We start from the raw sequence: 23,530 nt of genomic DNA, 5'->3' as shown, positions 1-23,530 counted from the left end.
AAAGCCCGTTTCCCGGCCGCCACTTGCGGCCTCCCTTTGCATTGAGACCATGTCCCTGCTCGTCAAGATCTGCGGCCTGTCCACGCCCGAGACGCTCGAGGTGGCGCTCGATGCGGGCGCCGACATGGTCGGCTTCGTGTTCTTTCCACCGTCGCCGCGGCATGTCTCGCTGGAGACGGGACGGGATCTCGGCCGGCAAGTGAAGCGGCGCGCGCTGAAAGTGGCGCTCACGGTCGATGCCGACGATGCCACGCTCGACAACATCATGGATGCGCTGTCGCCTGATATCTTCCAGCTCCATGGCAAGGAAAGCGTGGCGCGACTGCGCGACATCAAGCAGAGGTTTGGCCGTCCGGTGATGAAGGCGGTGCCAGTTGCAAGCGCCGCCGACCTCGCCGTTCTGCCGGGCTATGCCGCGGTTGCCGACCGTATCCTGTTCGATGCACGCGCGCCGAAAGACGCGACCCGCCCCGGTGGTTTGGGGGAGCCGTTCGACTGGCACCTGCTCGAAAATCTCGATCTGGAACTGCCCTATATGGTCTCCGGCGGGCTTCACATCGACAACGTTGCCGAAGCCCTTCGCGTCACCCGCGCCGGTGGCGTCGACGTCTCCTCCGGTATCGAGAGCGCCCCCGGCGTAAAAGACCCGGAGCTGATCAAGGCCTTCATTCGCGCCGCGCGCGCCACTCGAGAGTTGAGCGTTCGATGAACATCGCCAAACCAAATTCCTATCGCAGCGGGCCCGACGAGCGCGGCCATTTCGGCATTTTCGGCGGCCGCTTCGTCGCCGAAACCCTGATGCCGCTGATCCTCGACCTCGAGAAGGCCTACACTGCCGCCAAGGCCGATCCGGCCTTCCAGGCCGAGATGAACGGCTATCTCAAGAACTATGTCGGCCGGCCCTCGCCGCTTTATTTCGCCGAGCGCCTCACCGAGCATCTCGGCGGCGCCAAGATCTACCTGAAGCGCGAAGAGCTCAACCACACCGGCTCGCACAAGGTGAACAACGTGCTCGGCCAGATCATGCTGGCGCGGCGCATGGGCAAGAAGCGCATCATCGCCGAGACCGGCGCCGGCCAGCACGGTGTCGCCACCGCGACGCTGTGCGCGCGTTTCGGCCTCGAATGCGTGGTCTATATGGGTGCCGTCGACGTCGAACGGCAGCAGCCCAACGTGATCCGCATGGAGATGCTGGGCGCAAAGGTGTTCCCGGTGCAGTCGGGCACGCGCACGCTGAAGGACGCGATGAACGAGGCGCTGCGCGATTGGGTCACCAACGTGCACAACACTTTCTATTGCATCGGCACGGTGGCGGGCCCGCATCCCTATCCAACGCTGGTGCGCGACTTCCAGTCCATCATCGGCAACGAGACCAAGGCGCAAATGCAGGAGGTCGAGGGCCGCCTGCCGGACTCGCTGGTTGCCTGCATCGGCGGCGGCTCGAACGCGATGGGCCTATTCCATCCGTTCCTCGATGATCCCTCCGTCGAAATCTTTGGCGTCGAAGCCGCCGGCCACGGGCTCACCCAGCTGCATGCGGCGTCGATCGCGGGCGGTCGTCCCGGCGTGCTGCATGGCAACCGCACCTATCTCCTGATGGATGCCGACGGCCAGATCCAGGACGCGCATTCGATCTCGGCCGGTCTCGACTATCCCGGCATCGGGCCCGAGCATTCCTGGCTGCACGAGGTCGGCCGCGTTAATTATCTCTCTGCGACCGATGACGAGGCGCTCGCTGCGTTCCAACTGCTCTCGAAGCTTGAAGGCATCATTCCCGCGCTCGAGCCCGCGCACGCCATCGCCAAGGTGATGGAGCTCGCGCCGAAGCGGCCGAAAGACCACCTGATGGTCGTCAATCTCTCCGGCCGCGGCGACAAGGACGTCCCCCAGGTCGGCGACATCCTGAGGGGCAAGAGCAGGTGAGGCGCGTGTCGAACTCTCTTCACCTCTCCCCGTCGGGGAGAGGTCGGCTGCGCAGCAGCCGGGTGAGGGGCCTCTCCGCTCACTCGAATCTCAGGGACCTTTCGATGAGCTTGAGCACGCCCTCGATATTTTCGTACACGTCGGTATTCGAGACTCGGAGGACGAGGAATCCGCACGCCTCAAGCACTCTGGTTCGCGCGTCATCGCGTGCTATTTCGGACGGGCTGGAATGCGTGACGCCGTCCACTTCGATGATGAGCTTACCGTCGAGTGTCACGAAATCGACGACGTATCGGTCGACCGGGTGCTGGCGACGAAATTTCCAACGGGCGAGCTGCCGGTTGCGCAGCGCTTGCCAAAGCTTCGCTTCGGCGCTCGTCTGCGAATCGCGGAGCCTTCGCGCCCTTGATTTGAACCTCTCCATCCCCCTCACCCGGCTGCTTCGCAGCCGACCTCTCCCCGGAGGGGAGAGGTATAGCACAGCGGCCGCCGAATCATGACCACGCGTATCGACACACGTTTTGCCGAGCTGAAGAAGCAAGGCCACTCGGCCTTCGTCACCTATGTGATGGCCGGCGATCCCGATCTCACGACGTCGCTCAATATCGTCAAGGCGCTGCCCAAGGCGGGCTCCGACGTGATCGAGCTTGGCATTCCCTTCACCGATCCGATGGCGGATGGTCCCTCGATTCAGGCGGCAGGTCTGCGAGCGCTCAAGAACGGCATGACGTTGAAGAAGACGTTGGAGCTGGTGCGCGATTTCCGCAAGGACGACAACGTCACGCCGCTGGTGCTGATGGGCTATTACAATCCGATCTACATTTACGGCGTCGACAAGTTTTTGGCTGATGCCAAGTCGGCCGGCGTTGACGGCTTGATCATCGTCGATTTGCCGCCGGAGGAAGACGACGAGCTCTGCATTCCCGCGTTGAAGGCGGGACTGAACTTCATTCGCTTGGCGACCCCGACCACCGACGACAGGCGCCTGCCGGCGGTGCTCGCGAACACGTCGGGCTTTGTCTACTACGTCTCGATCGCGGGCATCACCGGTGCGGCGGCAGCGGACGCGAATGCCGTCGGTGAAGCCGTCGCGCGCATCAAGCGACACACCAAGCTGCCGATATGTGTTGGTTTTGGCATCCGCACGCCGGAGGCGGCGCGCGCCATTGCCGAGAAGGCGGATGGTTCGGTGGTCGGGACCGCGCTGGTCGATGCGCTCAAGACCAGCCTTGATGCTGAGGGGCGGGCGACCGCCAAGACCGTTAACGCCGTGGCCGAACTGACCGCGGCGCTGGCCCGGGGCGTCAAGGGCGCCAAACAAGCGGCCGAATAGGCCATAATTCCGCTTAAGCTTTTTAGTTTGAGCATGATCTTATCGGAAAACCGCTTCACAGTTTTCCGGATCATGCTCTAACGGGGCGACATGGCGGCTTGCCGGCCATCGGCCCGGCCGCCATATAGTCCTTCAGGCGTTCCCTTTGGGGGATCGTACATCGGAGCAAACCATGAACTGGCTTACCAATGTGGTCCGGCCGAAGATCCGCAACATGCTGCGGCGGGAGACGCCGGAAAATCTGTGGATCAAGTGCCCGGATTCCGGACAGCTCGTGTTCTACAAGGACGTCGAGGCCAACCAGTTCGTCATTCCCGGCTCGAACTACCACATGCGCATGGGCGCGGTGGCGCGGCTGAAGTCGATCTTCGACAACGAGACCTGGTTCGACATCGCGCTGCCCGAGGTCACGCCCGATCCGCTCAAGTTCCGTGACGAGAAGAAATACGCCGATCGCATCAAGGACGCGCGGGCACGCACGAACCTCAACGACGCGGTCAAGGTCGGCTACGGCAAGCTCGAAGGTGCCGGCGTCGTCGTCGCCGTGCAGGATTTCGACTTCATGGGCGGCTCGCTCGGCATGGCGGCAGGTGAGGCGATCGTGCGCGGGATGGAGCTCGCAGTCGAGAAGAAGTCACCCTTCATCGTGTTCGCCGCGTCCGGCGGGGCGCGCATGCAGGAAGGCATCCTGTCGCTGATGCAGATGCCGCGCACCACGGTCGCGGTGCAGATGCTGCGCGAGGCCAAGCTGCCCTACATCGTCGTGCTGACCAACCCCACCACCGGCGGCGTCACCGCCTCCTATGCGATGCTGGGCGACGTGCAAATCGCCGAGCCCGGCGCGCTGATCGGCTTTGCCGGCGCGCGCGTGATCGAGCAGACCATCCGTGAGAAGCTGCCCGAAGGTTTCCAGCGGGCCGAGTATCTGAAGGAGCACGGCATGGTCGACATGGTCGTGCATCGTCACGAGCTGCGCCCGACCCTGGCGCGGCTGTGCCGTCTGCTGACCAAGGCGCCGGCGCTCGAGAGCGCGTCGAAACCGGCGCAGGCCGTCACCAGTCCGGCGCAGATCGTATCGGCCCCCGAAACGGCGCCGGCTGCGCCGCACGCGTGAACGCGACTCCCGACAGCGCAAAGTCGTTACTCGACGCAGTGATCGGGCGGCTGTCGGCCCTGCATCAGAAGCGTATCGATCTGGGGCTCGAGCGCATGCATCGCCTGCTCGAGCGGCTCGGCCATCCCGAACGCAAGCTGCCGCCGGTGGTCCACGTCGCCGGCACCAACGGCAAGGGCTCCACGGTCGCATATTTGCGCGCGACGCTGGAGGCCGCCGGCTTGCGCGTCCACGCCTACACCTCACCCTATCTCGTCCGCATCAATGAATGTTTTCGGCTCGGCCGCATCGGTGGCGGCGTGCTCGTCAGTGACGACGAATTGCGTGCCGCACTGGAAGAGGTCGAGCGCGTCAATGCCGGCGAGCCCGCGACATTGTTCGAGCTGAAGACTGCCGCCGCCTTCCTGTTGTTCGCGCAAAACCCTGCCGATGCGGTGCTGCTCGAAGTCGGCCTCGGCGGCCGGCTCGATTCGACCAACGTAGTTGATGCGCCCGCCGCCTGCGTGATCACGCCGGTCAGCATGGACCACATGGATTTCCTCGGCGACACGCTGGCATCGATCGCCACCGAGAAGGCCGCGATCATCAAGCGGGGCGTGCCCGTGGTTTGCGCGGAGCAGGCGGAAGAGGCCATGGCGGTCATCGAGGCGGAGGCCAAGCGCATGCGCGCGCCGCTGCTTGCCGCGAATGAAAGCTGGCACGTCAATATCGAGCGCGGGCGCCTTGTCTATTCCGACGACCGTGGCCTGATGGATCTGGCGGCGCCGCGCCTGTTCGGCCGCCATCAGTTCGACAATGCCGGCCTTGCGATCGCGACGCTGCGAGCGATCCCGACTTTCAAGATCAACCAGGCGGCGTTCGAGGCCGGCATCGTCGGTGCCGAATGGCCGGCGCGGATGCAGCGCATCACCTCCGGCGAGTTGCTCTCCTGGGGACCGCAGGGGTCGGAGATCTGGCTGGACGGCGGGCACAATGCCGAGGGCGGCCGGGTCGCCGCCGCTGCGCTCGGCGATCTCGAAGAGCGCGTGTCGCGGCCGCTGGTCGTCATCGCAGGCATGATGGCCAACAAGGACGCGCGGGCGTTCCTCGCCAATTTCGCCGGCCTCACCCGTCACATCATCGCGGTGCCGATACCCGACACCGAGAATGCGATGCCGGCCGATCGTCTTGCCGACGCGGTCCGCAGCCTCGGCATGCGTGTCGAGATCGCACCCGGTATCGAGACCGCGTTGCGCGCGCTGTCGCGGCTCGCCTATGAGGTGCCGCCGCGGATCCTCATCACCGGATCGCTCTATCTCGCCGGCCACGTGCTCGGCCTCAACGGCACGCCTCCTGCATAGCTCGCGTGTCCCGGACGAGCGCAGCGAAGCGGAGCGCAGAGCCGGGACCCAGAATGCCGCCATGCGCCCTGGCTCAGCAGCGCACCGCGGAAGACGCGCTGCGCCGCCTCCGGGGAAAGAGGGATACCAATGCGCTTTGCCGCGATTGCCGACATCCACGGAAATTACCTCGCGCTGGAGGCTGTGCTTGCCGACATTCGCGCGCAAGGGATCACTGACATCGTCAATCTCGGCGACATGCTGAGCGGCCCGCTCGATGCAAGGCGTACCATCGAGATCCTGATGCCGCTCGAGATCTTGCATGTACTCGGCAACCACGATCGCTATCTGCTCGACCGTGCCCCCGAGAAGATGGGCTCATGGGACCGTCCCGCCCACGCGGCGCTCGATGCCTCGCAACTCGACTGGCTCCGCGCCCACCCGATGGCGCGCGTGTTTCGCGATCAGGTTTTCCTCTGTCATGCGACGCCTGACAATGACGAAGTCTATTGGCTTGACATTGTGCACCCTGACGGCACCGTCGCGCTGTCGCCGCTCGATCGCATCGAGCAATTCGCGCAAGGCATCGCGCAGCCCCTGATCCTGTGTGCCCACACCCATCTTGCGCGCGCCGTCCGCTTGCGCGATGGCCGCATGATCGTCAATCCCGGCAGCGTCGGCAGCCCTGGCTACCGCGATGTGCACCCGTTCCCGCATGTCATCGAAGCCGGCACGCCGCACGCGCGGTACGCGATCCTCGAACTCGTGGATGCCAGTTGGCGGGTGACTTTCCGCAACATCGCCTACGATCATCAAACGATGGCCACGCTCGCACGACGCAACAATCAACCGGAGCTGGCGAACGCGCTGGCGACTGGGTGGATCAGGTAAGTCTCTTGTCCCGGACGCGGTGCAGCGCGAAGCGATGCGCCGCCGAGCCGGGACCCAGCTTGTGGTCTCTGGGCCCCGGTTCCGCAGCGCGTCGCGCTGCGTTCGGGCACGAGTCGAATATCACGTCAACATCTTCATCGGATCCGCCACCTTCTGCTTCAACTGCTCGAACGTGCACTGCCGCGGCGCCTTGTCCGGGCGCCAGCGCAGGATCGAGGTGCCGTGGCGAAAGCGCTCGCCGCTGAAATGGTCGTAGCAGACCTCGATGACGAGCTTCGGCTCGAGCGGGCACCATTTTGCCGAGCGCTCGGTCGACCAGCGGCTCGGCCCGCCCGGCGCGTTGCCGGTGAAGCCGGGTTCGCCGATCAGTGCCTCCAGCCGGTCGGTCAGGGCAGGCTTATCACCGGCCTTGATCGCGGAGGTGAAGCCGACATGGTTCAGAAGGCCCTTGTCATCGTAGAGCCCGAGCAGCAGCGAGCCCACGACCTTCCTCCCCGAGATCTTGTTGCTTGCATAGCGGAAGCCTCCGACCACGCAATCGGCACTGCGGAACCTCTTGATCTTCTGCATGCCGTCGCGATTGCCCGCCTGGTAGGGCAGGTCGATGCGCTTGGCGATCACGCCGTCCGAACCGCCGCCCGATTGTGCCAGCCATTTCTGGGCCGTGGCGAAGCTTGTCGTCGCAGGAGAGAGGCGAAACAGGCTGCCCTTCAGATGGGCCTTCGCAAAAGCCTCAAGCGCCGGCCGGCGCTCGGTGAGCGGGGCTTCGGCAAGCTCCCTTTCGTTGGCCGTTGCGAGCAGATCGAAGACGAGATAGAGCGCCGGCGTTTCCTGCGAGAGTTTTTTCACACGGCTCGCGGCGGGATGAATCCGCTGCAGCAATGCGTCGAAAGAGAAGCCTTTGGCTTGCGGCACGACGATCTCGCCGTCGAGCGTGAACCGGTCTGCCCTCAGCTTCAGTGCCGCGGCGACGATTTCAGGAAAATAGCGCGCGAGGTCCTCGCCGGATTTCGAGCGGAGATCGACCTGGTCGCCCTCGCGCGAGAGCAGGCAGCGAAAGCCATCCCATTTCGGCTCGTACTGCCACTCCTTGCCCCGCGGAATCGCGTCGACGGAGCGAGCCTCCATCGCGGCCAGCGCGGGGGGCTTTCGGTTGGCTATGCGGCGGCGGGTGGACATGGCGGAGGCTCTTCGTTCAAACCATGGGTTTCAACGCAAGACAGGCAAGTTCGCTCCCTCATGATGCCTTGACCTTTTAATATGTGCGCATATTATATGCGCACATATTATATGGAGCAAGTCATGAGCGAACTTTGGCGCACGGAATACGCGATCGAGACGTCGGCAACCGCCGAGACGATCTGGAGCATCTTTCGCGATGTCCCCTCCTGGAAAAGCTGGAACGCAGGCATCGAGCAGATCGACATTGAGGGGCCGTTCGCGGCCGGCACCTGGTTCACCATGAAGCCACCCGGCGAGGACGCGCTGCGCTCTCAGCTGGTCGATGTTCGCGAGAACGTGTGCTTCGTCGACGAAACGCGGGTCGGCGAGCTGGCCATTCTCGTCGGTCATCGCATCGAGCCGCTTGGGCCGGCGCGGACGCGCATCGTCTACGCGGTCGATGCCCGCGGGCCGCAGGCCGCCGAGATCGGTCCGGCCGTTTCTGCGGATTTCCCCGATGTGCTGGCGAGCCTGTCCAAACTTGCAGAATCCAGGTCGGGCAAGGAGTGAGATCGGCGATGACAAAGCCGCCGCTCCCGACCCGTCTGTCCGGACCCGGAGAAAGTCCCGGCTTCCTGCTCTGGAAGATCTCGAATGCCTGGCAACGCCGGCTGCGCTTGGCGCTTCAGCCCTACGAACTCACGCATTCCCAGTTCGTGCTGCTGGCGACCGCGGCCTGGTTCGGCGTGTCCGAGACGCTGACGCAGGCGCGGCTGTCGCAGCTCTGCGGCGTTGACCCGATGACGACCTCGCAGGTGCTGCGCGCGCTGGAAGCGGCGCGGCTGATTCAGCGCGTGGACCATCCAAGCGATCCGCGTGCCAAAGCGATCATGGTCACCAAGACGGGACGCGATCTTGCTCGCAAAGCCGTTGTTGCGGTCGAAGACGCCGATGCCGCATTCTTCGCGCCGCTGGGACCTGATACCAAACGGCTGGTCACGATGTTTCAGGCGCTCGTCGAGAACAACGAACGCACGGAGCCATCCGACAAATAAAACGGCCGGCGAGGCGCCGGCCGTTGTCGAAAATCATGTGCCGCGGTGGATCAGACCGCAGAGGTGATCCACTGCTGCAGCTTCGCCTTCGGCGCCGCGCCGACCTGCCGGGAGGCCATCTCGCCGCCCTTGAAGATCATCAGGGTCGGGATCGACATCACGCCGTATTTCGACGCAGTCTTCGGGCTCTCATCGACGTTGAGCTTGACGATCTTGACCTTGTCGCCCATCGCGCCGGCGATCTCGTCGAGGGCGGGCGCGATCATGCGGCAGGGTCCGCACCACTCGGCCCAGAAATCGACGACCACGGGGCCGTTCGCCTTGAGCACTTCGGCTTCGAAATCGCTGTCGGAAACCTTGCCAACGGCCATTGGAGTACCTCACTCGGTTGAAAGAGAAGCGGCGCGACCTGAATCGCGCCGGGGATCATGCCGTCAACCTATGAACGGCCCCTTGCCGGGTCAAGGATGCTCACACCGAGATGAACAGATGCCAGCGCCGCGTCCAGCGCGGGGGCCGAAATCTCCATATATTCAAGGGTCTCGGTCCAGAGCAGGACGGCACGGATGGGCTTTTGGGGATAAAGCCGCGACAGCACCGCCCGGTACAACGCAAGCTGGCGAACATAGGCGGCGGGCGCCTCGGCCGCGGTCCTGGGCGCGGCCTGGTTGGTCTTGAAATCGACGATCAAAACCTCCTCCGGACGAACGACCAGCCGGTCGATCTGGCCTGACACCAGCGCCGGCGCTCGCCCGGGCCGGTCGAGCTTGCCGACTATGGCGACCTCGGCCCGGCTGCCCGCGCCAAACACGGCCGCAAAGCGCGGCTCGGCAATCAGGGCAAGCACCTTGTCGGCGAGCGCAATACGGTCGGCCTCCGCCCAGTCCGAGGCATTGCGCGCCATGAAGCCGAGCGCGGCCTCGCGCCGCCGCTCGACGGCGATCTCGGGCAGGGATTGCAGGAGACGGTGCACCAGCGTGCCGCGTTGCAATGCCAGTGCGCGCGACTGAACCGATTCGCCTGATCGCACGCTGCGACCTTCCTCCGCCGCCTGGCCGGATGGGCGCAGCGGATCGTCTTCGCTCATTTCGCGTGGTGCGGGCGTCCGCAGCCAGTCCGGCAGCGTGACCGAATGCTCTATTGAGGTCGCGGGCGGGCCGAGTGCAACGGCGTCCTCCGGGCGGGCGAATCGGGTGACCTTGCCGAGCGGAGTCTCGATCGTCTCCTTCGCCAGGCCCGAGCCCGAAAGCCCGGTGTCGATCAGATCGTACCAGCTCAGCTTGCGGACGGTCCGCACATTGCCGGGCATGCAGCCGCCGACGATCAGTCGGTCGGCCGCACGCGTCATTGCGACATAGAGCAGGCGGCGATATTCGTCCTCGGTCTCTTCGAGCATGGCCTTGCGCGCGTCGGCGACCGGCTTGGGATCGTCGGCCTTACGCCCGGCCCAGACCACGACCTCGCCGCCATTGCCGCGCGGCACGTGGATGAGGCGCACCCGCTGCGAGTCCGCGGGCGATGACGTGGTGTCCACCATGAACACGACGGAGGCCTCGAGGCCCTTGGCGCCATGCACGGTCATGACCCGCACCTCGTCGCGCGAGATCTCCATGTCGCGCTTCACCTCGGTGTCGGCCGAGCGCAACCAGGCCATGAAGCCTTGCAGCGAAGCCGGCGCCTTGCGCTCGTAATTCAGAGACAGCTCCAGGAATTCGTCGAGTGCGTCGTTGGCCTCATGGCCGAGCCGGCGCAGGATGCGCGCGCGGCCGCCGTCGCCGCCGAGCAGCCACGCATAGAAGGCGAAGGGTGTTTCCTCGCGCGCGCGAATCTCGCAGGCTTCCAGGCGCCGCAGCGCGGTCGCGAGCCTCTCGCTTCCAGCCGCATGCTCCCCGAGCGCGCGACGCAGCGAGCCTTTGCGGTCATGGGCGAGCTGGAACAGATCGTCGTCGTCGAGGCCGAACAGCGGGCTCTTCAGCGCCACCGCCAGCGCGAGGTCGTCCTGCGGCAGCAGCAGCGCGTCCGCAAGATTCATCAAATCGATGATCGCGATATGCTCGGTGAGCTTGAGCCGGTCTGCGCCGGCGACCGGGATGTTGGCGTGCTTCAGCGCCTGGATCACCGCATCGAATGCGTTGCCGCGCCGGCGGACTAGGATCAGCATGTCGCCATAGCGCAGCGGCCGCCGCTCGCCTTCGTGGCCTGTCAGCGTGCCGCTCTCGACCAACCGCTTGATCTCGGCCTGGATACGGCGGGCCAGCTTGACCTCCGGGCTGGTGACGGCGACGCCATCGAACGGCGCGCGCCAACCCTCGATCTCCTGCCGGTCGTCGGCCTCCGCGAGATCCCAGAGCTCGATCACGCTGGGACCGGCATCGGCGAGCGCATTGTGCAGGGGATGGCCGATCTCGACCGCATGGATGCTCTTGTAGATCGCGGGATCGCGGAAGACGTGGTCGACCGATTGCAGGATGGTCGCGCCGGAGCGGAACGAATAGGTGAAGGCAACAGGATCGAACTTCAGTCCGGCCGCGGTGAACTTGCGATGCAGCTCGCGCCGGCGCGCGTCGAACTCGTGCGGCGCTGCGCCCTGGAACGAGAAGATCGACTGCTTCTCGTCGCCGACCGCGAAGATGGTGCGGTTCAGCCCCTCGCGCGCGCCTTCGCCGGCGGTGAACTCCGAGATGATGTGCGCGACGATGTCCCATTGCCGGGGGCTGGTGTCCTGGGCCTCGTCGATCAGGACGTGATCGACGCCGCGGTCGAGTTTGTAATGCACCCAACCCGAGGAGATGCGATCGAGCATCGCCAGCGTCTTGTCGATGAGATCGTCATAGTCGAGCAAGCCGCGCTCCTGCTTCTCGCGGCGGTAGTTCGCGGCGGCAGCGGTTGCGATATGCAGCAGCGCCGCGGTGCGGTCGCGCACGGTCACCGCGCGGCGCCTCTCGATCAATCCGTTGAGACGAGACGCTTCATTCTCGAACAGGCGTGCGACGGACGGATTGTGCTCGCCGAACTTCTTGGTCAGCACCGCCTTGCGCGGCGCCTTTTCATCCGTGAGGAAGACGCAGAGATAGGCGTCGACCTGCGCGGCGCCGGAGAAGGCTTTTGCTTCGCGGAGCCGGCCGGCCTGATCGTTGTCGGATTTGCTGCCGTCCTCCAGCGCAAACGCAATGTCGTCCCAGCGCGATCGCGGCAGGAACGGTCCGTCGAGAATCTCCGTCTCGATATCCTCGATGCGGTCGTTTGGATCGATGCCCAGCACGGTCGCCATCTGCGCAGCCGCTGCGACGGCATTGCCGGCCTCATCGGTCCACGCCATGAAATGGTCGCGGCTCAGGCACGCCTCGCGCACGACCTCCTTGAAGGTGACGTCGGCGGCGCTCGCCATCGCGGTCAGCAGCGCGCGGCCGGTGACGCTGTCAGGATCGCGCGCGGCCTCGAGTAACACCTTCAGGTTAGCGCGCTCCATCATGTCGGTCTGGTCGCGATCGTCCATGACGGCAAAGCGCGCCGGCACGTTGGCCTCGAACGGGAACTGCTGGAGCAGGCGTGTACACAGCGCGTGGATGGTCTGCACCTTCAACCCGCCGGGCGTCTCCAAGGCGCAAGCGAACAGCTTCCGTGCGTCGCGCCGCAGCTTTGCATTGGGATGCGGAATGCCCACCGCGCGGATCGCGGCGTCGAGCCGGGCATCGTCAAGCGTCACCCAATGGCCGAGCGTCGTGAACACGCGCTCGGCCATGTTGGCGGCCGCGGCCTTGGTGAAGGTGATGCAGAGGATCTTTTCCGGCGGTACGCCCGACAGCAGCAGTCGGATCACGCGCTGCACCAGCACATGCGTCTTGCCCGAGCCGGCATTGGCCGAGACGAAGGCGGACGCGGTCGGATCGGACGCGCGCTGCTGCCGCGCGCGAACCTCGTCAGGGATGGGACGCGGGGCCTTCACCATTCCTCGATCCCCAATCCGCCGGCCGCGGACCATTCCTTGATCCGGGCGAGATCGTCATAGGTGCCGTAGCGGTTCGCCCACATCGGCAGGTTCAGCGAGGTGTAGGGCTGGTTCTCGTCCTCGAAAGCGCGGATCAGCGCCTCGAGCTTGGCGCGCGCCTCGGCGGCTGCCGTGTCCGGCGGCTGCGGCTCGTCGCCCGGTTTGTATTTGAGCTCGAGGATGCGCTCCTCGCCCGGCGGATTGTTGCCGCTCAGGCGGACATAGACGAGCTGGCTCACCGACGCCCCCGCGTCGATGTCAGGAAAGCCGCCTTCGCGCAGGATCGCTGCTTCCAGCGTCAGCTGCGGCGACAGGCCCATGCGAACCTGCTTGCCGGTCGGTGGCTGGCCGGTCTTGTAGTCGAGGATGGCATAGCTGCCGCCCTGGCGCCGCTCGATCCGATCCGCGCGGGCGGAGAGGCGGAAGCTGCGGCCATGGTCGAGTGGGATCGAGATCTCGCCGCGGGTCTCCGCGGCGATGGCTTCGATTGCATCGCGCCGCGCCGTCTCCCATTCGCCGAACCAGTGCGAGATGCGCTGGAAGCGCGGCCACCACAGCGCCCGCGCCTCGGGGCGCTCCATCAGCGGCGCAAAATGCTTCTCGCCGATCGCACGCAGCACGCGGGCAGGATTATCGGGCAGACGCACCGCATAGGTTTCCGTGAATTCGCCGATCGCATCGTGGATCGCCGAGCCGCGATCGGCGGCCGAGAGCGGCATGTCGACGGGATCGAGCGCATCGAGCCGCAGGATATACTTTGCATAGATCGTGTAGGGATCGCGCAGCCAGTCCTCGATCGCGGTCACCGACATCTTCAGCGGCCGCGTCGCGCACGGCGGTCGCGGCTCCGGCTGCTTGATCGGCTCGACCTTATCAGGCTGATCCAGCGCGCCCGCGAACTGCACGTATTTTTCGCCGGCGCGGACAGCCGCCTTCCAGAGCTCGTCGCCCGCGACGGCTTCAAGCCGGTGCAGGAAGCGCGAGGCCACGGCGGGCGCGCCGCCGGCCTTGGCGGAATGGGTGAGAATTACCTCGTCGCCGCCGAGCAGCTGCGCGAAGTCGTGTGCGGAGAGGCCGATACGGCGCTCCGGCAGGTCGAGCCCAAGCTCGTGCCGCATCGGCCGGCTCAGCCAGGGATCGATCCGCGGGGCCGGCGGCCAGACGCCCTCGATCAGCCCGCCGATGATGATGCGGTCGGCCTGCATCAGGCGCGATTCCAGCGGGCCGTAGATCTGCAGGCGCGCGCCGGGCTTGTCGCGCCGGCGCACGGCGCGGTCGCCGAATGCGGTCTGGAAGACATCGGCATAGTCGGGCAGCGTCACCATCAAGCCGCTGGTCGTGCCGCCGCGCAAGAGATCGTCGAAGGCGCGCGCGAGCGCGAGGCCTTCACGCTCCTCGAAGGCGAGCGGAACACCCTGCTCGTCGCGCGACAGCTCGATCATGATCTCGCGATGGCGATGCGCGAGCTCGGCGAAGTCGAACGGCTTCGATGCCGCGAGACTCTCGATCGGCGCCAGCGCCTTCTGCAACGTGTCGATCAGCGCCTGGATGCGGTCGAGATCCTCCGCCTTGAGACGCGCGCGCGGCTCGGCGGCGTGCAGCGCCGAGGCCTCGCTGCGCCAGAGTTTCGCAAGCTCCTCGCGAAAGCGGTTGAATTCGCGCAGGAGACCGCCCGTGCCTGCCGGCGGGCGCGTGCCGCGTAGCACCGCAAGCTCGAGGTCCTCGAGCGCCGCCTTCCATGCGCCGGGTGCGCGGCCGAGCCGGCACAGCGGATGCTTCAGCATCGCCAGCAGCGTCGGCGGCTCCAGGCCCTTGGTCGCCGCCTCCGCTGCGAGCCGGGCGAACACGCCGGCGGAGGTTTCCATCAGCACATCGCCGCCGGAATCATCGAAGGCGAGATCCCATCGCGTGAGCGCGGCCGTGACGCGTCGCGCCAGCGCGCGGTCGGGCGTCACCAGCGCCGCCGATTTGTCCAGATGCCGCGCCTCGCGCATCGCGATGGCGATGGCAAGCGCTTCCATTTCCGGATTTGGCGCTTCGACCACCGCGAGGTTTTTCATGCCGCCAACAATCTTCGCGGCGACATCGGGCTGCTTCAGCCGGTCGTGCCAGGCTTCCGTCTTGGCGGAGGGCCGCATCGATTCGGATGCGAGCAGATCGCGGCCGTCGTCCGCCGGCGGCGAGAGAATCTCGACATCGCTGCGCTTGATCCCGAAGCGCTCCAGCAGCGCGTGCATCGCATATTGCGGATGGTTCGAGCTGGGATTCTCGGTGATGCCGAGCAGGTCCCTGCTGCCCCCAATGCTGCGCCAGGCGTCGTCGTCGAGATCGGTGTCGAGACCCGGAAGCACCACCGCGCCGTGCGGCAGCGAAGCGACAGCGTGCAAAAACTTAGCGGTCGCCGGCATTGAGCCGGTCGAGCCGGCCGCGATCACGGGGCCATTGGGATGCGCGGTCAGCCGTTTGGCCTCCGCCGCGATCAGGAGATCGCGCCGCGCCGCCGGCTCGATCCGGTTGATCTCGGCGAGATGTTGCGGCCAGGCGATGCGCGCGATGCGCAGGAAGTCGAGCGAATGCTGCCAGTAGCGATCGAGGTTATCAGGCACCAGCCCGTCGAGCGCGCTCCATTCGACGCCGCGCGTCACCATGTCGTCGATCAAACGGGCGAGGTCGCCGGCCAGCGCCAGCGTCGAGGCGGGGCCGCCGACCACCAGCGGCGCCAGCACCGGGCCCTTGGCCCAGGCGGCAACGAGCTGCGCCAGCGTCAGGCGCCGTTCGAGCTCGTCCAGCCGCGGCGGAATCTCGAGCGGCGTGGCGCCGGAAAACTGCTCGCCTTCGTCAGTGAAAGCGAGCTCGTCCTCGTCGATGTCGCCGAGCGCAACGATGCGCGGCAGCACCACGGCATCGGCCTTCATCTCGGCGAGAAAGATCTCGCGGACGACGCGCATGGCACGCCGCGTCGGCAGGTACAGCGTGGCATCGGCCAGCCGCGCCGGTTCCCTGCGCGCCTCGAACCCGTCCACCAGCCTGCCGTCGAGCAGAGCCGAGACGATGGTGCGCAGGAACGGAACTGAGAGCGGAACGCTGAAGACGCGCATGGGCTGCCTGATTCGAAGGATCAGGCAATATAGGGACGCCGATTCAAATGGTCATGGGTCGGAAGGAAGTCGTCCCCGCTGTTCGGCGGGGGCTTCGTAGGGTGGATTAGCGTCAGCGTAACCCACCTCTTTGGTTTCCACAGTGACAGAACTGGTGGGTCACGCCCGCGGATCGCGCTTCGCGCGACCGCAAGCTAACCCACGCTCCGGCACCGTGCTTGGAGTAGGCTTACGCCACGCTCTCCAGAAACGCCTCTTCGGCGGCGTGAATCGCATCGGGCGTGCCGACATGCATCCACACGCCGTCGAGGCGCAGGCCGAACAGGCGCTCCTGCTCATTGGCGCGGTCGAACATTTTGGTCAGCGAGAACTCGCCCTGCGGCGCACCTTCGAAGATCGTCGGCGACAGGATGGCCGCGCCGGCATAGACGAACGGAACGATCTCTTTTTCCTTGCGCTTGCGCAAGGCGCCGTCGGGCAGCATGCCGTAATCGCCGCGGCCGCTATAGCCGATGCTGGTCGCGGTCGGCGCCATCAGCAGCAGGATGTCCATGCGCGCGGGGTCGAAGTTTTCGGCAAGCCGCGCCAGATTGGAGCGCACGCCATCGATCCACAGCGTGTCGGAATTGACGTGGAAGAACGGCGCATCGCCGAGCAGCGGCAGCGCCTTGACCACGCCGCCGCCGGTGCCGAGCACCTGGTCGCGCTCGTCCGAAATGATCACGCGCGGATGCTGGCGCGTTGCGGTGTGCTCGATGATCTGGTCCGGCAGATAGTGCACATTGACCACCGCTTCGGTGACGCCGGCTAGGCCGAGCTTGTCGAGCACGTGGTCGAGCAGCGGCTGTCCCGCCACCGGCACCATCGGCTTCGGCATCTTGTCCGTCAGCGGACGCATGCGCAGGCCGAACCCCGCGGCGAGCACCATGGCTTTGGTCGGTTTGACGGACATCCTTCGCTTTCTCGAACCTCGAAATCTCTGTGCCGCGGCAGCCTAGCACGGGCCCCGGCCCGCCGCACCGCGTCTGAACCGCCTTAGCCACCCGCCGTGACGGTTGTGCGACGTGTGTTGCCGTCACGCCCCAGCGGCTGTGGAACGCGCCTTTTTCTTCTTGTCGCCGGCTTTCAGGAAATTGACGCCGATCTGGTCGCCATTCACCCAGGCCAGTTCGCAGCGCCGGTAGGCGAGTCCGGTGGACGACAGCACGAGAAAAAATTCCTTCAGGTGCAGACCCTCGACCGAGCCGTCGATGGTCAGCTTGGCGCCGCTCTCGGAGACGTCCTCCATGGTGCATTCGCGCCGCCAGGTGCCGTCGATTCCCATCATCTGGGCCGGTACCCCACGTTCGAAAACAACCCTGTTGGTCCCGCGATGGTCCGCCTTGACCGCCATCTGCCCTGCTCCAGCCCCGTATTCATCCGGCTGCCTGCGGGCGAGAATACCGGTGCGATGGCTAACAGCCGGTAAACCGGTTCATGTTCAGGATAAGGGGGGCGGGACGTTGGCGAGGTACCAGTCGCGCAAAGGCTCAAGGGTGGGATGCGCGAGCGAGCGCTGGAGGTAGGCCCAGATCCGCGGCTGGTGGCGCAGATAATGCGGCTTGCCGTCGCGGCGGTTGAGCCGGGCGAAGGTGCCGAGCAGGCGCGTGTTGCGCTGCGCCGACATGATGGCATAGAGCTCGGCAAAGCCGGCTGGATCGAAGCTCGCATCCTCAGTGCGGCGCGCCTTGATGTAGCGCGACAGCAGCGTCAGCTCGAGCGCTTCAGGCACGTCGATGCGGGCGTCCTGCAGCAGCGACACCACGTCATAGGAGCGCGGCCCGAGCACGGTGTCCTGGAAATCGATCACCCCGACGCGTGCGATGCCGGTACGATCGGCGAGCCAGATCAGATTGGGCGAGTGATAGTCGCGAATGATCCAGGTCTTCGGCGCGGCCAGCGGCTTCTTCAGCAATTCGCGCCACATCGCGAAGAACTCCGCGCGCTTCTCCTTGCTCAGCGGTGCGTTACGGTCGGGCAGATACCATTCCGGCATCAAGCCGATCTCGATCAGCAGCGCCTCGGTGTCGAAAACAGGGATCGTGTAGGTCTGCCCGTCCAGCGGCAGCGTTTCCGGCAATGACTTGCCATGCAGCACGGCCAGCACGTCGGTTGCGGCCTCATAGCGTTCGGGAACTGGACGTGGCGGATTGCCTTCAATCACGCCTTCGCTGCCGAAATCTTCCGAGATCAGGAAGCCGTGGTCGAGATCGACATGGTGGATCTTCGGTGCGGAAACTCCTTGCGCGCGCAAACCTTCGTCGACGGCGACGAACGGCTTGATGTTCTCGGCGAGATGGACCGCGGCGCTGTAGGACCTGCCATCGTAGATCGCAGCGCCATCGGGGCGCTGCGGCGAGTTCATGAGGATGACGATGTCCTCGTCGCGGATCAGGCGCGCATAGGAGCGGGTCGAGGCATCGCCTGCCATGCGTTTGCGGTCGGCGTCGATGTAGCCCGAGGCGTCGAGGAATTCGCGCAGCGCCTTCAGCCGCGCAACGGTCGCGGCGCTCTTGCCGTAGCCGGTGATGTCGGCACCGCGCGCATTCGAGCCCAGCGCGGGGCGATGCGACAGTGCTATGTCGATGCGATCTTCCGGCATCGCCGATGACGCACGCTCGGGCCATTCGATCAGGACCAGCGTGGCATCGGGCAGCGGCGATAGCCCGATCTCCTCGAGTTCGCCTTCATCTTCCACACGGTAGAGGTCGGCATGCATGACCGGAAATGCCGGCAGCTCGTAGCCCTGCACCAGCGTGAAGGTCGGGCTCGGCACTTCCAGTTCGTCATCGCCGGCGAGATAGCGGATCAGGCTGCGCGCCGCCGCCGTCTTCCCGGCGCCGAGATCGCCTGTCAGCGTGATGGTATCGCCGGGCCCGACCAGCAGCGCGAGGTCGGCCATCAATTGCTCAGTAGCCGTCTCGTTGTGGAGCGCGACGGAGAGTTTGGCTGGTTCGCTCATTCGGCGGCATCGCGATGCGCCGCCTGGTCGGTCGGGAAGTCGCAAGTGACGACGGTGCCCTTGCCGACCACCGAATCCACCCGCACCTTGCCGCCATGCAGCTCGACGAAGGAGCGCACCAGCGACAGGCCGAGCCCGGCGCCGCGATGACGCGAGCCCTGCGAGCGGCTCTCGAACCAGTTGAACACCTTGTCCTTCATATCGGCGGGTATTCCAGGTCCGGAATCTGTCACAATGAAGACCACGCTGCGTTCGGTGCGGCGCGCGCTGATCCCGACGGTGGAATCCTGCGGCGAGAAGCCCACGGCGTTGGCGAGCAGGTTATAGAGCACCTGGACCACCCGCTTCTCGTCGCCGATGAAGCTGCCGACATCGGGCGCGATCTCGACCTTGAGACGGATGCGGTCGGTGGCGAGGCGGTCCTGGATGCCTTCGGCGGCGAGCTCGATGGTCTTGCTGACGTCGACCGGGCCGAGCTCCAGCTTCATCGCGCCGGCGTCGATGGTGGCGAGATCGAGGATGTTGTTGGTCAGCGCCAGCAGCGCGTTGGTCGATTTGGTGACGTAGTCGAGATATTCGGCCTGCTTCGGCGTCAGCGGCCCGGTCGAGGGGTCGCTGAGGAAATGCGCGAAGCCGATGATGGTGGTGAGCGGCGAGCGCAGCTCGTAGGAAACGTGGTGGACGAAATCCACCTTCATCTGGTCGGCCGTCTCCAGCGCCTCGTTGCGCTCGCGCAGCGCGCGCTCGACGTTCTCGGTGTCGGTGATGTCGAGGAAGGTCAGCATGGTCGCGCCGTCATGCAGCGGACGGATCATGCCGTCGAGCACGCTGCCGTCTTTGCGCTCCAGCTTGATCGGCACGTCGGCGCGATTCTCGATCGAGGTGATGGCCTCGCGGATCTGGCGCCAGACCGCGGGATCGTCGAACAGCTGATGGCACCAGCCCTCGACGGTCTGGATATGCGGCTCCTCGCGCATGGCGTCGTTCGAGAGCTTCCACATCCTCAAGAACGCCGGATTGAACAGCTGCGCCTTGCCGTTGCTGCCGAACACGGCGACGCCCTCGGCAAGGCTGTCCAGCGTCTCGCGCTGGACCCGGATCATGCCGTCGAAGCGGCGGGCGAGCTCGAGGCTTTCGGTGACGTCGTCGAACAAATAGGTGACGCCGCCTTCAGGGTTGGGCGTGGTGACGACGGACAGCGCGCGGCCGTCGGGCAGGTACCAGGTGTCCTTGGCAGCCTCGACCGCGCGATAGGCCTCGTGCAGCTTGGCCTTCCAGGCGCGGAAGTCCGGCTGCTCCGGCAATTTGCGCGCGGCGCGGAGCTGGTCGAGCACGCTGGAATCATCAGGGTTGGTGTCGAGGAAGGTGCGGTCCAGATTCCACAGCCGCCGGTAGGAATCGTTGCAGAAGGCGAGCCGCCGCTGGCCGTCGAACACGGCAACGCCTGACGAGAGCTGGTCGAGCGTGCGGCGATGCGCCTCCGCCATCCGCACCAGGGCCGCACTCAGCGCATCGGCCTCGCTGGCATCGATCGCCACGCCGACGCTGCCATGGCCGACATTGACGGCGCGCACGTCATACATGCGCCGCTCGCCGCCGATCACGATCGGCAGGCGCGAGGTGAAATGAGCGGCCTCTTTCAGACCGCGCTCCATGGCGGTGCGATCGGCGCTGTCGAGCAGCTCGAGCTTGCGGTCCTGGGCGTCAGCGATGCTGGTCGCTTCGGTGGCACGGACATAGGCCGGATTGGCGAAGGTCAGGGTGCCGTTCTCGGCCTTGGCCCAGATCGGCCACGGCGCAGCAGCGGCGAAGCCGCGCAGCATCTCGGTTTCGTCGGAGAGCGCCTTGTAGCGCAGATTGGTCTCGGCCAAATCGCGCCGCAGGCCGGACAATTCGCGAATCCGGACGATGGCCTGGCCGCCGATGGCGCGGCCGATCGCTTCCAGCATGTGGCCGTTGGCGGTGGTCAGCGTAAGCTGAAAGCCGTCGCCGCGTTCGCGCAAGCCGTCGACGGCGTGATCCATCTGGAGCGCCGGTTCCGGCGGCAGCCAGGTTCCGAAGGCGAGCACGCGCTGGGGCGAGGAATCGCGCGGCAGCACCATGGAGAGGTCGCCGGAGATCTGCGCGCGATCGTCGCCCGCCGGCCAGGAGATCAGGACCTGCGGTTCGGCGAACAGCAGCGCGCCGAAGCGGTCGGCCTGCAACTGGAGTTCCCTGATTCGCCCGCGCAGCGCCGCCTCGCTCGTGGCGGTGCGCACGCGTGTGCGCATCAAGAGGATCGCGGCCATGACCGAGAAGCCGAGCAAAGCCAGCGCGGTGGCCAGCACCGCGAGCTCCTGCCGGTTGAAATCCAGCAATATCGAGAGCGTGTCGACGAGATCGGCGGCCTTCGCCGGCTCAGCCGGCAGCAGCGCTGCGAGAGCGCCTCCCAACAAGCCGTTGCGCGCCAACGATGTGCACGACAACAGCGTCCGACGCATCGACCCGATCACGCCTGACATAGTTGCCCCAAGACCGCGGAGTTCAAGACCGCACGAATTTTCGCGCGGCGACCCCCGCCGCGCGCGAATCAAAAGACAATACCCTCACCGCGACTCCACCGGTAAGAGTCCAGATCGTGAACGCAAAGGCGGCCCCACAAAAATGCCGAGTGTGGAGTTCCAGGTTCACGTAGTTCCGCGGATGATTCGGTCGGTCGCACCGCGCTGATGCGGAGAAAGCGCCGCTGCTATCGCCCCGTCGAGCCGAAACCGCCGGCGCCGCGATTGGTCGAGGACAGTGTCGCCACCGGAACCAGAGAAGCTTGGAGCACCGGCGCGATCACCATCTGCGCGATGCGCTCGCCGCGATTGATCACGAATGGGCTGGCGCCGTGGTTGATCAGGATCACCTTGATCTCGCCGCGATAGTCCGCGTCGATAGTGCCGGGCGTGTTCAGCACGGTAACGCCGTGCTTGGCGGCAAGTCCTGAACGCGGCCGCACCTGGGCCTCATGTCCTGATGGCAGGGCGATCGCAAGTCCTGTCGGCACCAGCGCGAACTGGCCCGGTGCGAGCGTCATCGGCTCGCCCTCCGGCACCGCCGCCATCAAATCGAGGCCGGCGGCCCCCGCGCTCTGATAGGCCGGCAGGGCTAAGCCTTCCGCGTGGGGCAGGCGCTGCAGTTCGACCGTGATTTTGTTGCTCAAGATGCCGGCTCCGGAGATTTCTTGGTCACGCTTTTCACGATGTGCGCGACCAGCTCTATGGCGACCTGTTCCTTGGTCATGACAGGCCAGGAATCAACTGTGATCTCGTTGTTGTTCTCAGCATTCTTGCTGATGAGGTGCACGGTGTTGCGGTCGCCGCCCATCACGCCGGTGGCGGGCGAGACGTCGTTGGCGACGATCCAGTCGCAGCCCTTGCGGGCGAGCTTGGTCTTGGCGTTGTCGATCAGGTGCTCGGTCTCGGCGGCAAAGCCGATCACCAGCGGCGGGCGCTTCTCGACCAGCTTGGAGATCGTGGCGAGAATATCGGGGTTCTCGACCAGCTGAAGCGGCGGCATGCCGGCCGAAGTCTTCTTCAGCTTCTGCTCGCCTTCATTGGCGACGCGCCAGTCGGCGACGGCAGCCGCGAAGATCGCGATGTCAGCGGGCAGTGCTGTCTGCACCTGCTCCAGCATCTGCCGCGCCGATTCGACGTGCTTCACCGTCACGCCGGCGGGGTCGTCGAGATCGACCGGGCCGCTCACCAGGACCACCTCCGCGCCCGCGGCCTGCGCGGCGGCGGCAATGGCAAAGCCCTGCTTGCCGGAGGAGCGATTGGCGATATAGCGCACCGGATCGATGGGCTCGTGCGTCGGGCCTGCGGTGATCAGCACGCGCTTACCGGCGAGCGGGCGCGGTACCGGCGGCCGCAGCAATTTCTCGGCGGCATTGGCAATCTCGATCGCTTCGGACATGCGGCCGATTCCGGCCTCGCCCGCTTCGGCCATCTCGCCGGAATTGGGGCCGATCAGCACCGCGCCGTCGCGCTGCAGCTGCGCGACGTTGCGGCGGGTCGCGGCATTGTTCCACATCAGCGGATTCATCGCCGGCGCCAGCAGGATTTTTCTGTTGGTCGCGAGCAGGATCGCGCTGGCGAGATCGTCGGCATGGCCGTTCGCCATTTTTGCCATCAGATCGGCGGTTGCCGGCGCCACCACGATCAGATCGCAGTCACGCGCGAGACGGATATGGCCAGCGTCGAACTCGCTCTGGGGATCGAACAGGTCGGTGTAGACGCGCTCATGCGAGAGCGCGCTCGCCGCCATCGGGGTGACGAATTGCTGAGCCGCCTTGGTCAGCACGCAACGAACCTCGATGCGGCGCTCCTTCAGCCGGCGGATCAGGTCGAGCGACTTGTAGGCGGCGATACCGCCGCCGATGATCAGGGTGATGCTGGCCTCGGGGAGGGCGCCGGTGCGCTGGGGCGCCGGACCGCTGGATGACGCCGGGGGCGCCGAAAACGGCGTCGGCGGCTCTCCGCGGCCCTCGATCAGGTCCCGCAGGATGACCCGGACCTCTTCCTCCACTGACCGGCGATTCCTCGCCGATCGCAGCCGCAAATAGGTTTTGACGGCGTCGTCGAGCTTGCGGATGGTCAGGCTTGCCATGACGCCCCTCCAGCA

General features: G+C 65.8%; 19 protein-coding genes. 8 read left to right on the top strand and 11 right to left on the bottom strand.

The window, feature by feature from the left end:
* Positions 1-49: 49 nt before the first annotated feature.
* Positions 50-709: a phosphoribosylanthranilate isomerase gene (locus BM374_RS04760; RefSeq protein WP_092289423.1), complete on the top strand. Its 660-nt coding sequence runs from the start codon at positions 50-52 to the stop codon at positions 707-709.
* Positions 706-1,923: a tryptophan synthase subunit beta gene (gene trpB, locus BM374_RS04755; RefSeq protein WP_092289420.1), complete on the top strand. Its 1,218-nt coding sequence runs from the start codon at positions 706-708 to the stop codon at positions 1,921-1,923. Before BM374_RS04760 ends, trpB begins: the two co-directional genes overlap by 4 nt.
* Before the next feature lie 79 nt (positions 1,924-2,002).
* On the opposite strand, the gene BM374_RS04750 is transcribed toward trpB, so the two are convergent.
* The gene (locus BM374_RS04750) at positions 2,003-2,347 is read right to left on the bottom strand and encodes an endonuclease domain-containing protein (protein WP_092289417.1); all 345 of its coding nucleotides are present in this window, start codon (positions 2,345-2,347) and stop codon (positions 2,003-2,005) included.
* A 72-nt stretch (positions 2,348-2,419) separates the two neighbouring features.
* On the opposite strand from BM374_RS04750, the gene trpA reads away from it, so the two are divergent.
* The 4 genes from trpA to BM374_RS04730 all read left to right on the top strand — a co-directional run bounded on the left by trpA (position 2,420) and on the right by BM374_RS04730 (position 6,580).
* Positions 2,420-3,256, top strand: coding sequence for a tryptophan synthase subunit alpha (trpA, locus tag BM374_RS04745; RefSeq protein WP_092289415.1), 837 nt, complete (start codon positions 2,420-2,422; stop codon positions 3,254-3,256).
* Positions 3,257-3,428: 172 nt separating this feature from the next.
* A complete protein-coding gene (gene accD, locus BM374_RS04740) occupies positions 3,429-4,370 on the top strand; it encodes an acetyl-CoA carboxylase, carboxyltransferase subunit beta (RefSeq protein WP_092289413.1) in 942 nt (313 codons plus the stop codon).
* Positions 4,367-5,710 carry a bifunctional folylpolyglutamate synthase/dihydrofolate synthase gene (locus tag BM374_RS04735; RefSeq protein WP_092289411.1) on the top strand — a complete coding sequence of 448 codons (1,344 nt, stop codon included), beginning with the start codon at positions 4,367-4,369 and terminating at the stop codon, positions 5,708-5,710. The genes accD and BM374_RS04735 overlap by 4 nt, the downstream gene beginning before the upstream one ends.
* 129 nt (positions 5,711-5,839) lie before the next feature.
* A complete protein-coding gene (locus tag BM374_RS04730) occupies positions 5,840-6,580 on the top strand; it encodes a metallophosphoesterase family protein (RefSeq protein ID WP_177248089.1) in 741 nt (246 codons plus the stop codon).
* 120 nt (positions 6,581-6,700) lie between these two features.
* On the opposite strand, the gene BM374_RS04725 is transcribed toward BM374_RS04730, so the two are convergent.
* The gene (locus tag BM374_RS04725; protein ID WP_283807073.1) at positions 6,701-7,759 is read right to left on the bottom strand and encodes an ATP-dependent DNA ligase; all 1,059 of its coding nucleotides are present in this window, start codon (positions 7,757-7,759) and stop codon (positions 6,701-6,703) included.
* Between the two features lie 123 nt (positions 7,760-7,882).
* On the opposite strand from BM374_RS04725, the gene BM374_RS04720 reads away from it, so the two are divergent.
* Both BM374_RS04720 and BM374_RS04715 read left to right on the top strand, forming a co-directional pair.
* Positions 7,883-8,311, top strand: a complete 429-nt coding sequence (locus tag BM374_RS04720; protein ID WP_092290238.1) for an SRPBCC family protein — start codon at positions 7,883-7,885, stop codon at positions 8,309-8,311.
* Between the two features lie 8 nt (positions 8,312-8,319).
* On the top strand, positions 8,320-8,796 hold the full coding sequence (locus BM374_RS04715; RefSeq protein ID WP_092289407.1) for a MarR family winged helix-turn-helix transcriptional regulator: 477 nt from the start codon (positions 8,320-8,322) through the stop codon (positions 8,794-8,796).
* A 50-nt stretch (positions 8,797-8,846) separates the two neighbouring features.
* Here BM374_RS04715 and trxA read toward each other — a convergent pair whose 3' ends face one another.
* The 9 genes from trxA to coaBC all read right to left on the bottom strand — a co-directional run bounded on the left by trxA (position 8,847) and on the right by coaBC (position 23,515).
* Positions 8,847-9,167, bottom strand: a complete 321-nt coding sequence (gene trxA / locus BM374_RS04710; RefSeq protein ID WP_092289405.1) for a thioredoxin — start codon at positions 9,165-9,167, stop codon at positions 8,847-8,849.
* 68 nt (positions 9,168-9,235) lie between these two features.
* Positions 9,236-12,745, bottom strand: a complete 3,510-nt coding sequence (addA, locus tag BM374_RS04705; protein WP_177248088.1) for a double-strand break repair helicase AddA — start codon at positions 12,743-12,745, stop codon at positions 9,236-9,238.
* Complete coding sequence (gene addB / locus BM374_RS04700) at positions 12,739-15,882, bottom strand: double-strand break repair protein AddB (RefSeq protein ID WP_092289400.1); 3,144 nt, start codon at positions 15,880-15,882, stop codon at positions 12,739-12,741. The genes addA and addB overlap by 7 nt, the downstream gene beginning before the upstream one ends.
* 229 nt (positions 15,883-16,111) lie before the next feature.
* Positions 16,112-16,834, bottom strand: coding sequence for a nucleotidyltransferase family protein (locus tag BM374_RS04695; RefSeq protein WP_092289397.1), 723 nt, complete (start codon positions 16,832-16,834; stop codon positions 16,112-16,114).
* A gap of 123 nt (positions 16,835-16,957) precedes the next feature.
* Entirely contained in the window at positions 16,958-17,275 is a 318-nt protein-coding gene (locus BM374_RS04690; RefSeq protein ID WP_092289395.1) for a PilZ domain-containing protein, read from the bottom strand.
* A gap of 87 nt (positions 17,276-17,362) precedes the next feature.
* Positions 17,363-18,883: a tRNA (adenosine(37)-N6)-threonylcarbamoyltransferase complex ATPase subunit type 1 TsaE gene (gene tsaE, locus BM374_RS04685; protein WP_092289393.1), complete on the bottom strand. Its 1,521-nt coding sequence runs from the start codon at positions 18,881-18,883 to the stop codon at positions 17,363-17,365.
* Positions 18,880-21,384 carry a PAS domain-containing sensor histidine kinase gene (locus BM374_RS04680; RefSeq protein WP_092289391.1) on the bottom strand — a complete coding sequence of 835 codons (2,505 nt, stop codon included), beginning with the start codon at positions 21,382-21,384 and terminating at the stop codon, positions 18,880-18,882. The genes tsaE and BM374_RS04680 overlap by 4 nt, the downstream gene beginning before the upstream one ends.
* A gap of 227 nt (positions 21,385-21,611) precedes the next feature.
* Positions 21,612-22,070, bottom strand: a complete 459-nt coding sequence (dut, locus tag BM374_RS04675) for a dUTP diphosphatase (RefSeq protein WP_092289388.1) — start codon at positions 22,068-22,070, stop codon at positions 21,612-21,614.
* Complete coding sequence (coaBC, locus tag BM374_RS04670) at positions 22,067-23,515, bottom strand: bifunctional phosphopantothenoylcysteine decarboxylase/phosphopantothenate--cysteine ligase CoaBC (protein WP_092289386.1); 1,449 nt, start codon at positions 23,513-23,515, stop codon at positions 22,067-22,069. Before coaBC ends, dut begins: the two co-directional genes overlap by 4 nt.
* Positions 23,516-23,530: the final 15 nt, after the last annotated feature.

This window comes from Bradyrhizobium sp. Ghvi (assembly GCF_900115265.1).
In the GTDB taxonomy this organism is placed as follows: Bacteria; Pseudomonadota; Alphaproteobacteria; order Rhizobiales; family Xanthobacteraceae; genus Bradyrhizobium.
Note: the sequence above shows the minus strand (reverse complement) of the source record. Positions and strands in the feature narration are given on the sequence as shown.

Bases quoted from the DNA above. Each gene is read 5' to 3' on its own strand.
- BM374_RS04725 (WP_283807073.1), bottom strand. From the start codon at position 7,759: ATGTCCACCCGCCGCCGCATAGCCAACCGAAAGCCCCCCGCGCTGGCC.
- trpA (WP_092289415.1), top strand. From the start codon at position 2,420: ATGACCACGCGTATCGACACACGTTTTGCCGAGCTGAAGAAGCAAGGC.
- BM374_RS04680 (WP_092289391.1), bottom strand. From the start codon at position 21,384: ATGTCAGGCGTGATCGGGTCGATGCGTCGGACGCTGTTGTCGTGCACA.
- accD (WP_092289413.1), top strand. From the start codon at position 3,429: ATGAACTGGCTTACCAATGTGGTCCGGCCGAAGATCCGCAACATGCTG.
- BM374_RS04715 (WP_092289407.1), top strand. From the start codon at position 8,320: ATGACAAAGCCGCCGCTCCCGACCCGTCTGTCCGGACCCGGAGAAAGT.
- addA (WP_177248088.1), bottom strand. From the start codon at position 12,745: ATGGTGAAGGCCCCGCGTCCCATCCCTGACGAGGTTCGCGCGCGGCAG.
- coaBC (WP_092289386.1), bottom strand. From the start codon at position 23,515: ATGGCAAGCCTGACCATCCGCAAGCTCGACGACGCCGTCAAAACCTAT.
- tsaE (WP_092289393.1), bottom strand. From the start codon at position 18,883: ATGAGCGAACCAGCCAAACTCTCCGTCGCGCTCCACAACGAGACGGCT.
- trpB (WP_092289420.1), top strand. From the start codon at position 706: ATGAACATCGCCAAACCAAATTCCTATCGCAGCGGGCCCGACGAGCGC.
- BM374_RS04760 (WP_092289423.1), top strand. From the start codon at position 50: ATGTCCCTGCTCGTCAAGATCTGCGGCCTGTCCACGCCCGAGACGCTC.
- addB (WP_092289400.1), bottom strand. From the start codon at position 15,882: ATGCGCGTCTTCAGCGTTCCGCTCTCAGTTCCGTTCCTGCGCACCATC.
- trxA (WP_092289405.1), bottom strand. From the start codon at position 9,167: ATGGCCGTTGGCAAGGTTTCCGACAGCGATTTCGAAGCCGAAGTGCTC.
- BM374_RS04690 (WP_092289395.1), bottom strand. From the start codon at position 17,275: ATGGCGGTCAAGGCGGACCATCGCGGGACCAACAGGGTTGTTTTCGAA.
- BM374_RS04750 (WP_092289417.1), bottom strand. From the start codon at position 2,347: ATGGAGAGGTTCAAATCAAGGGCGCGAAGGCTCCGCGATTCGCAGACG.
- BM374_RS04730 (WP_177248089.1), top strand. From the start codon at position 5,840: ATGCGCTTTGCCGCGATTGCCGACATCCACGGAAATTACCTCGCGCTG.
- BM374_RS04695 (WP_092289397.1), bottom strand. From the start codon at position 16,834: ATGTCCGTCAAACCGACCAAAGCCATGGTGCTCGCCGCGGGGTTCGGC.
- BM374_RS04720 (WP_092290238.1), top strand. From the start codon at position 7,883: ATGAGCGAACTTTGGCGCACGGAATACGCGATCGAGACGTCGGCAACC.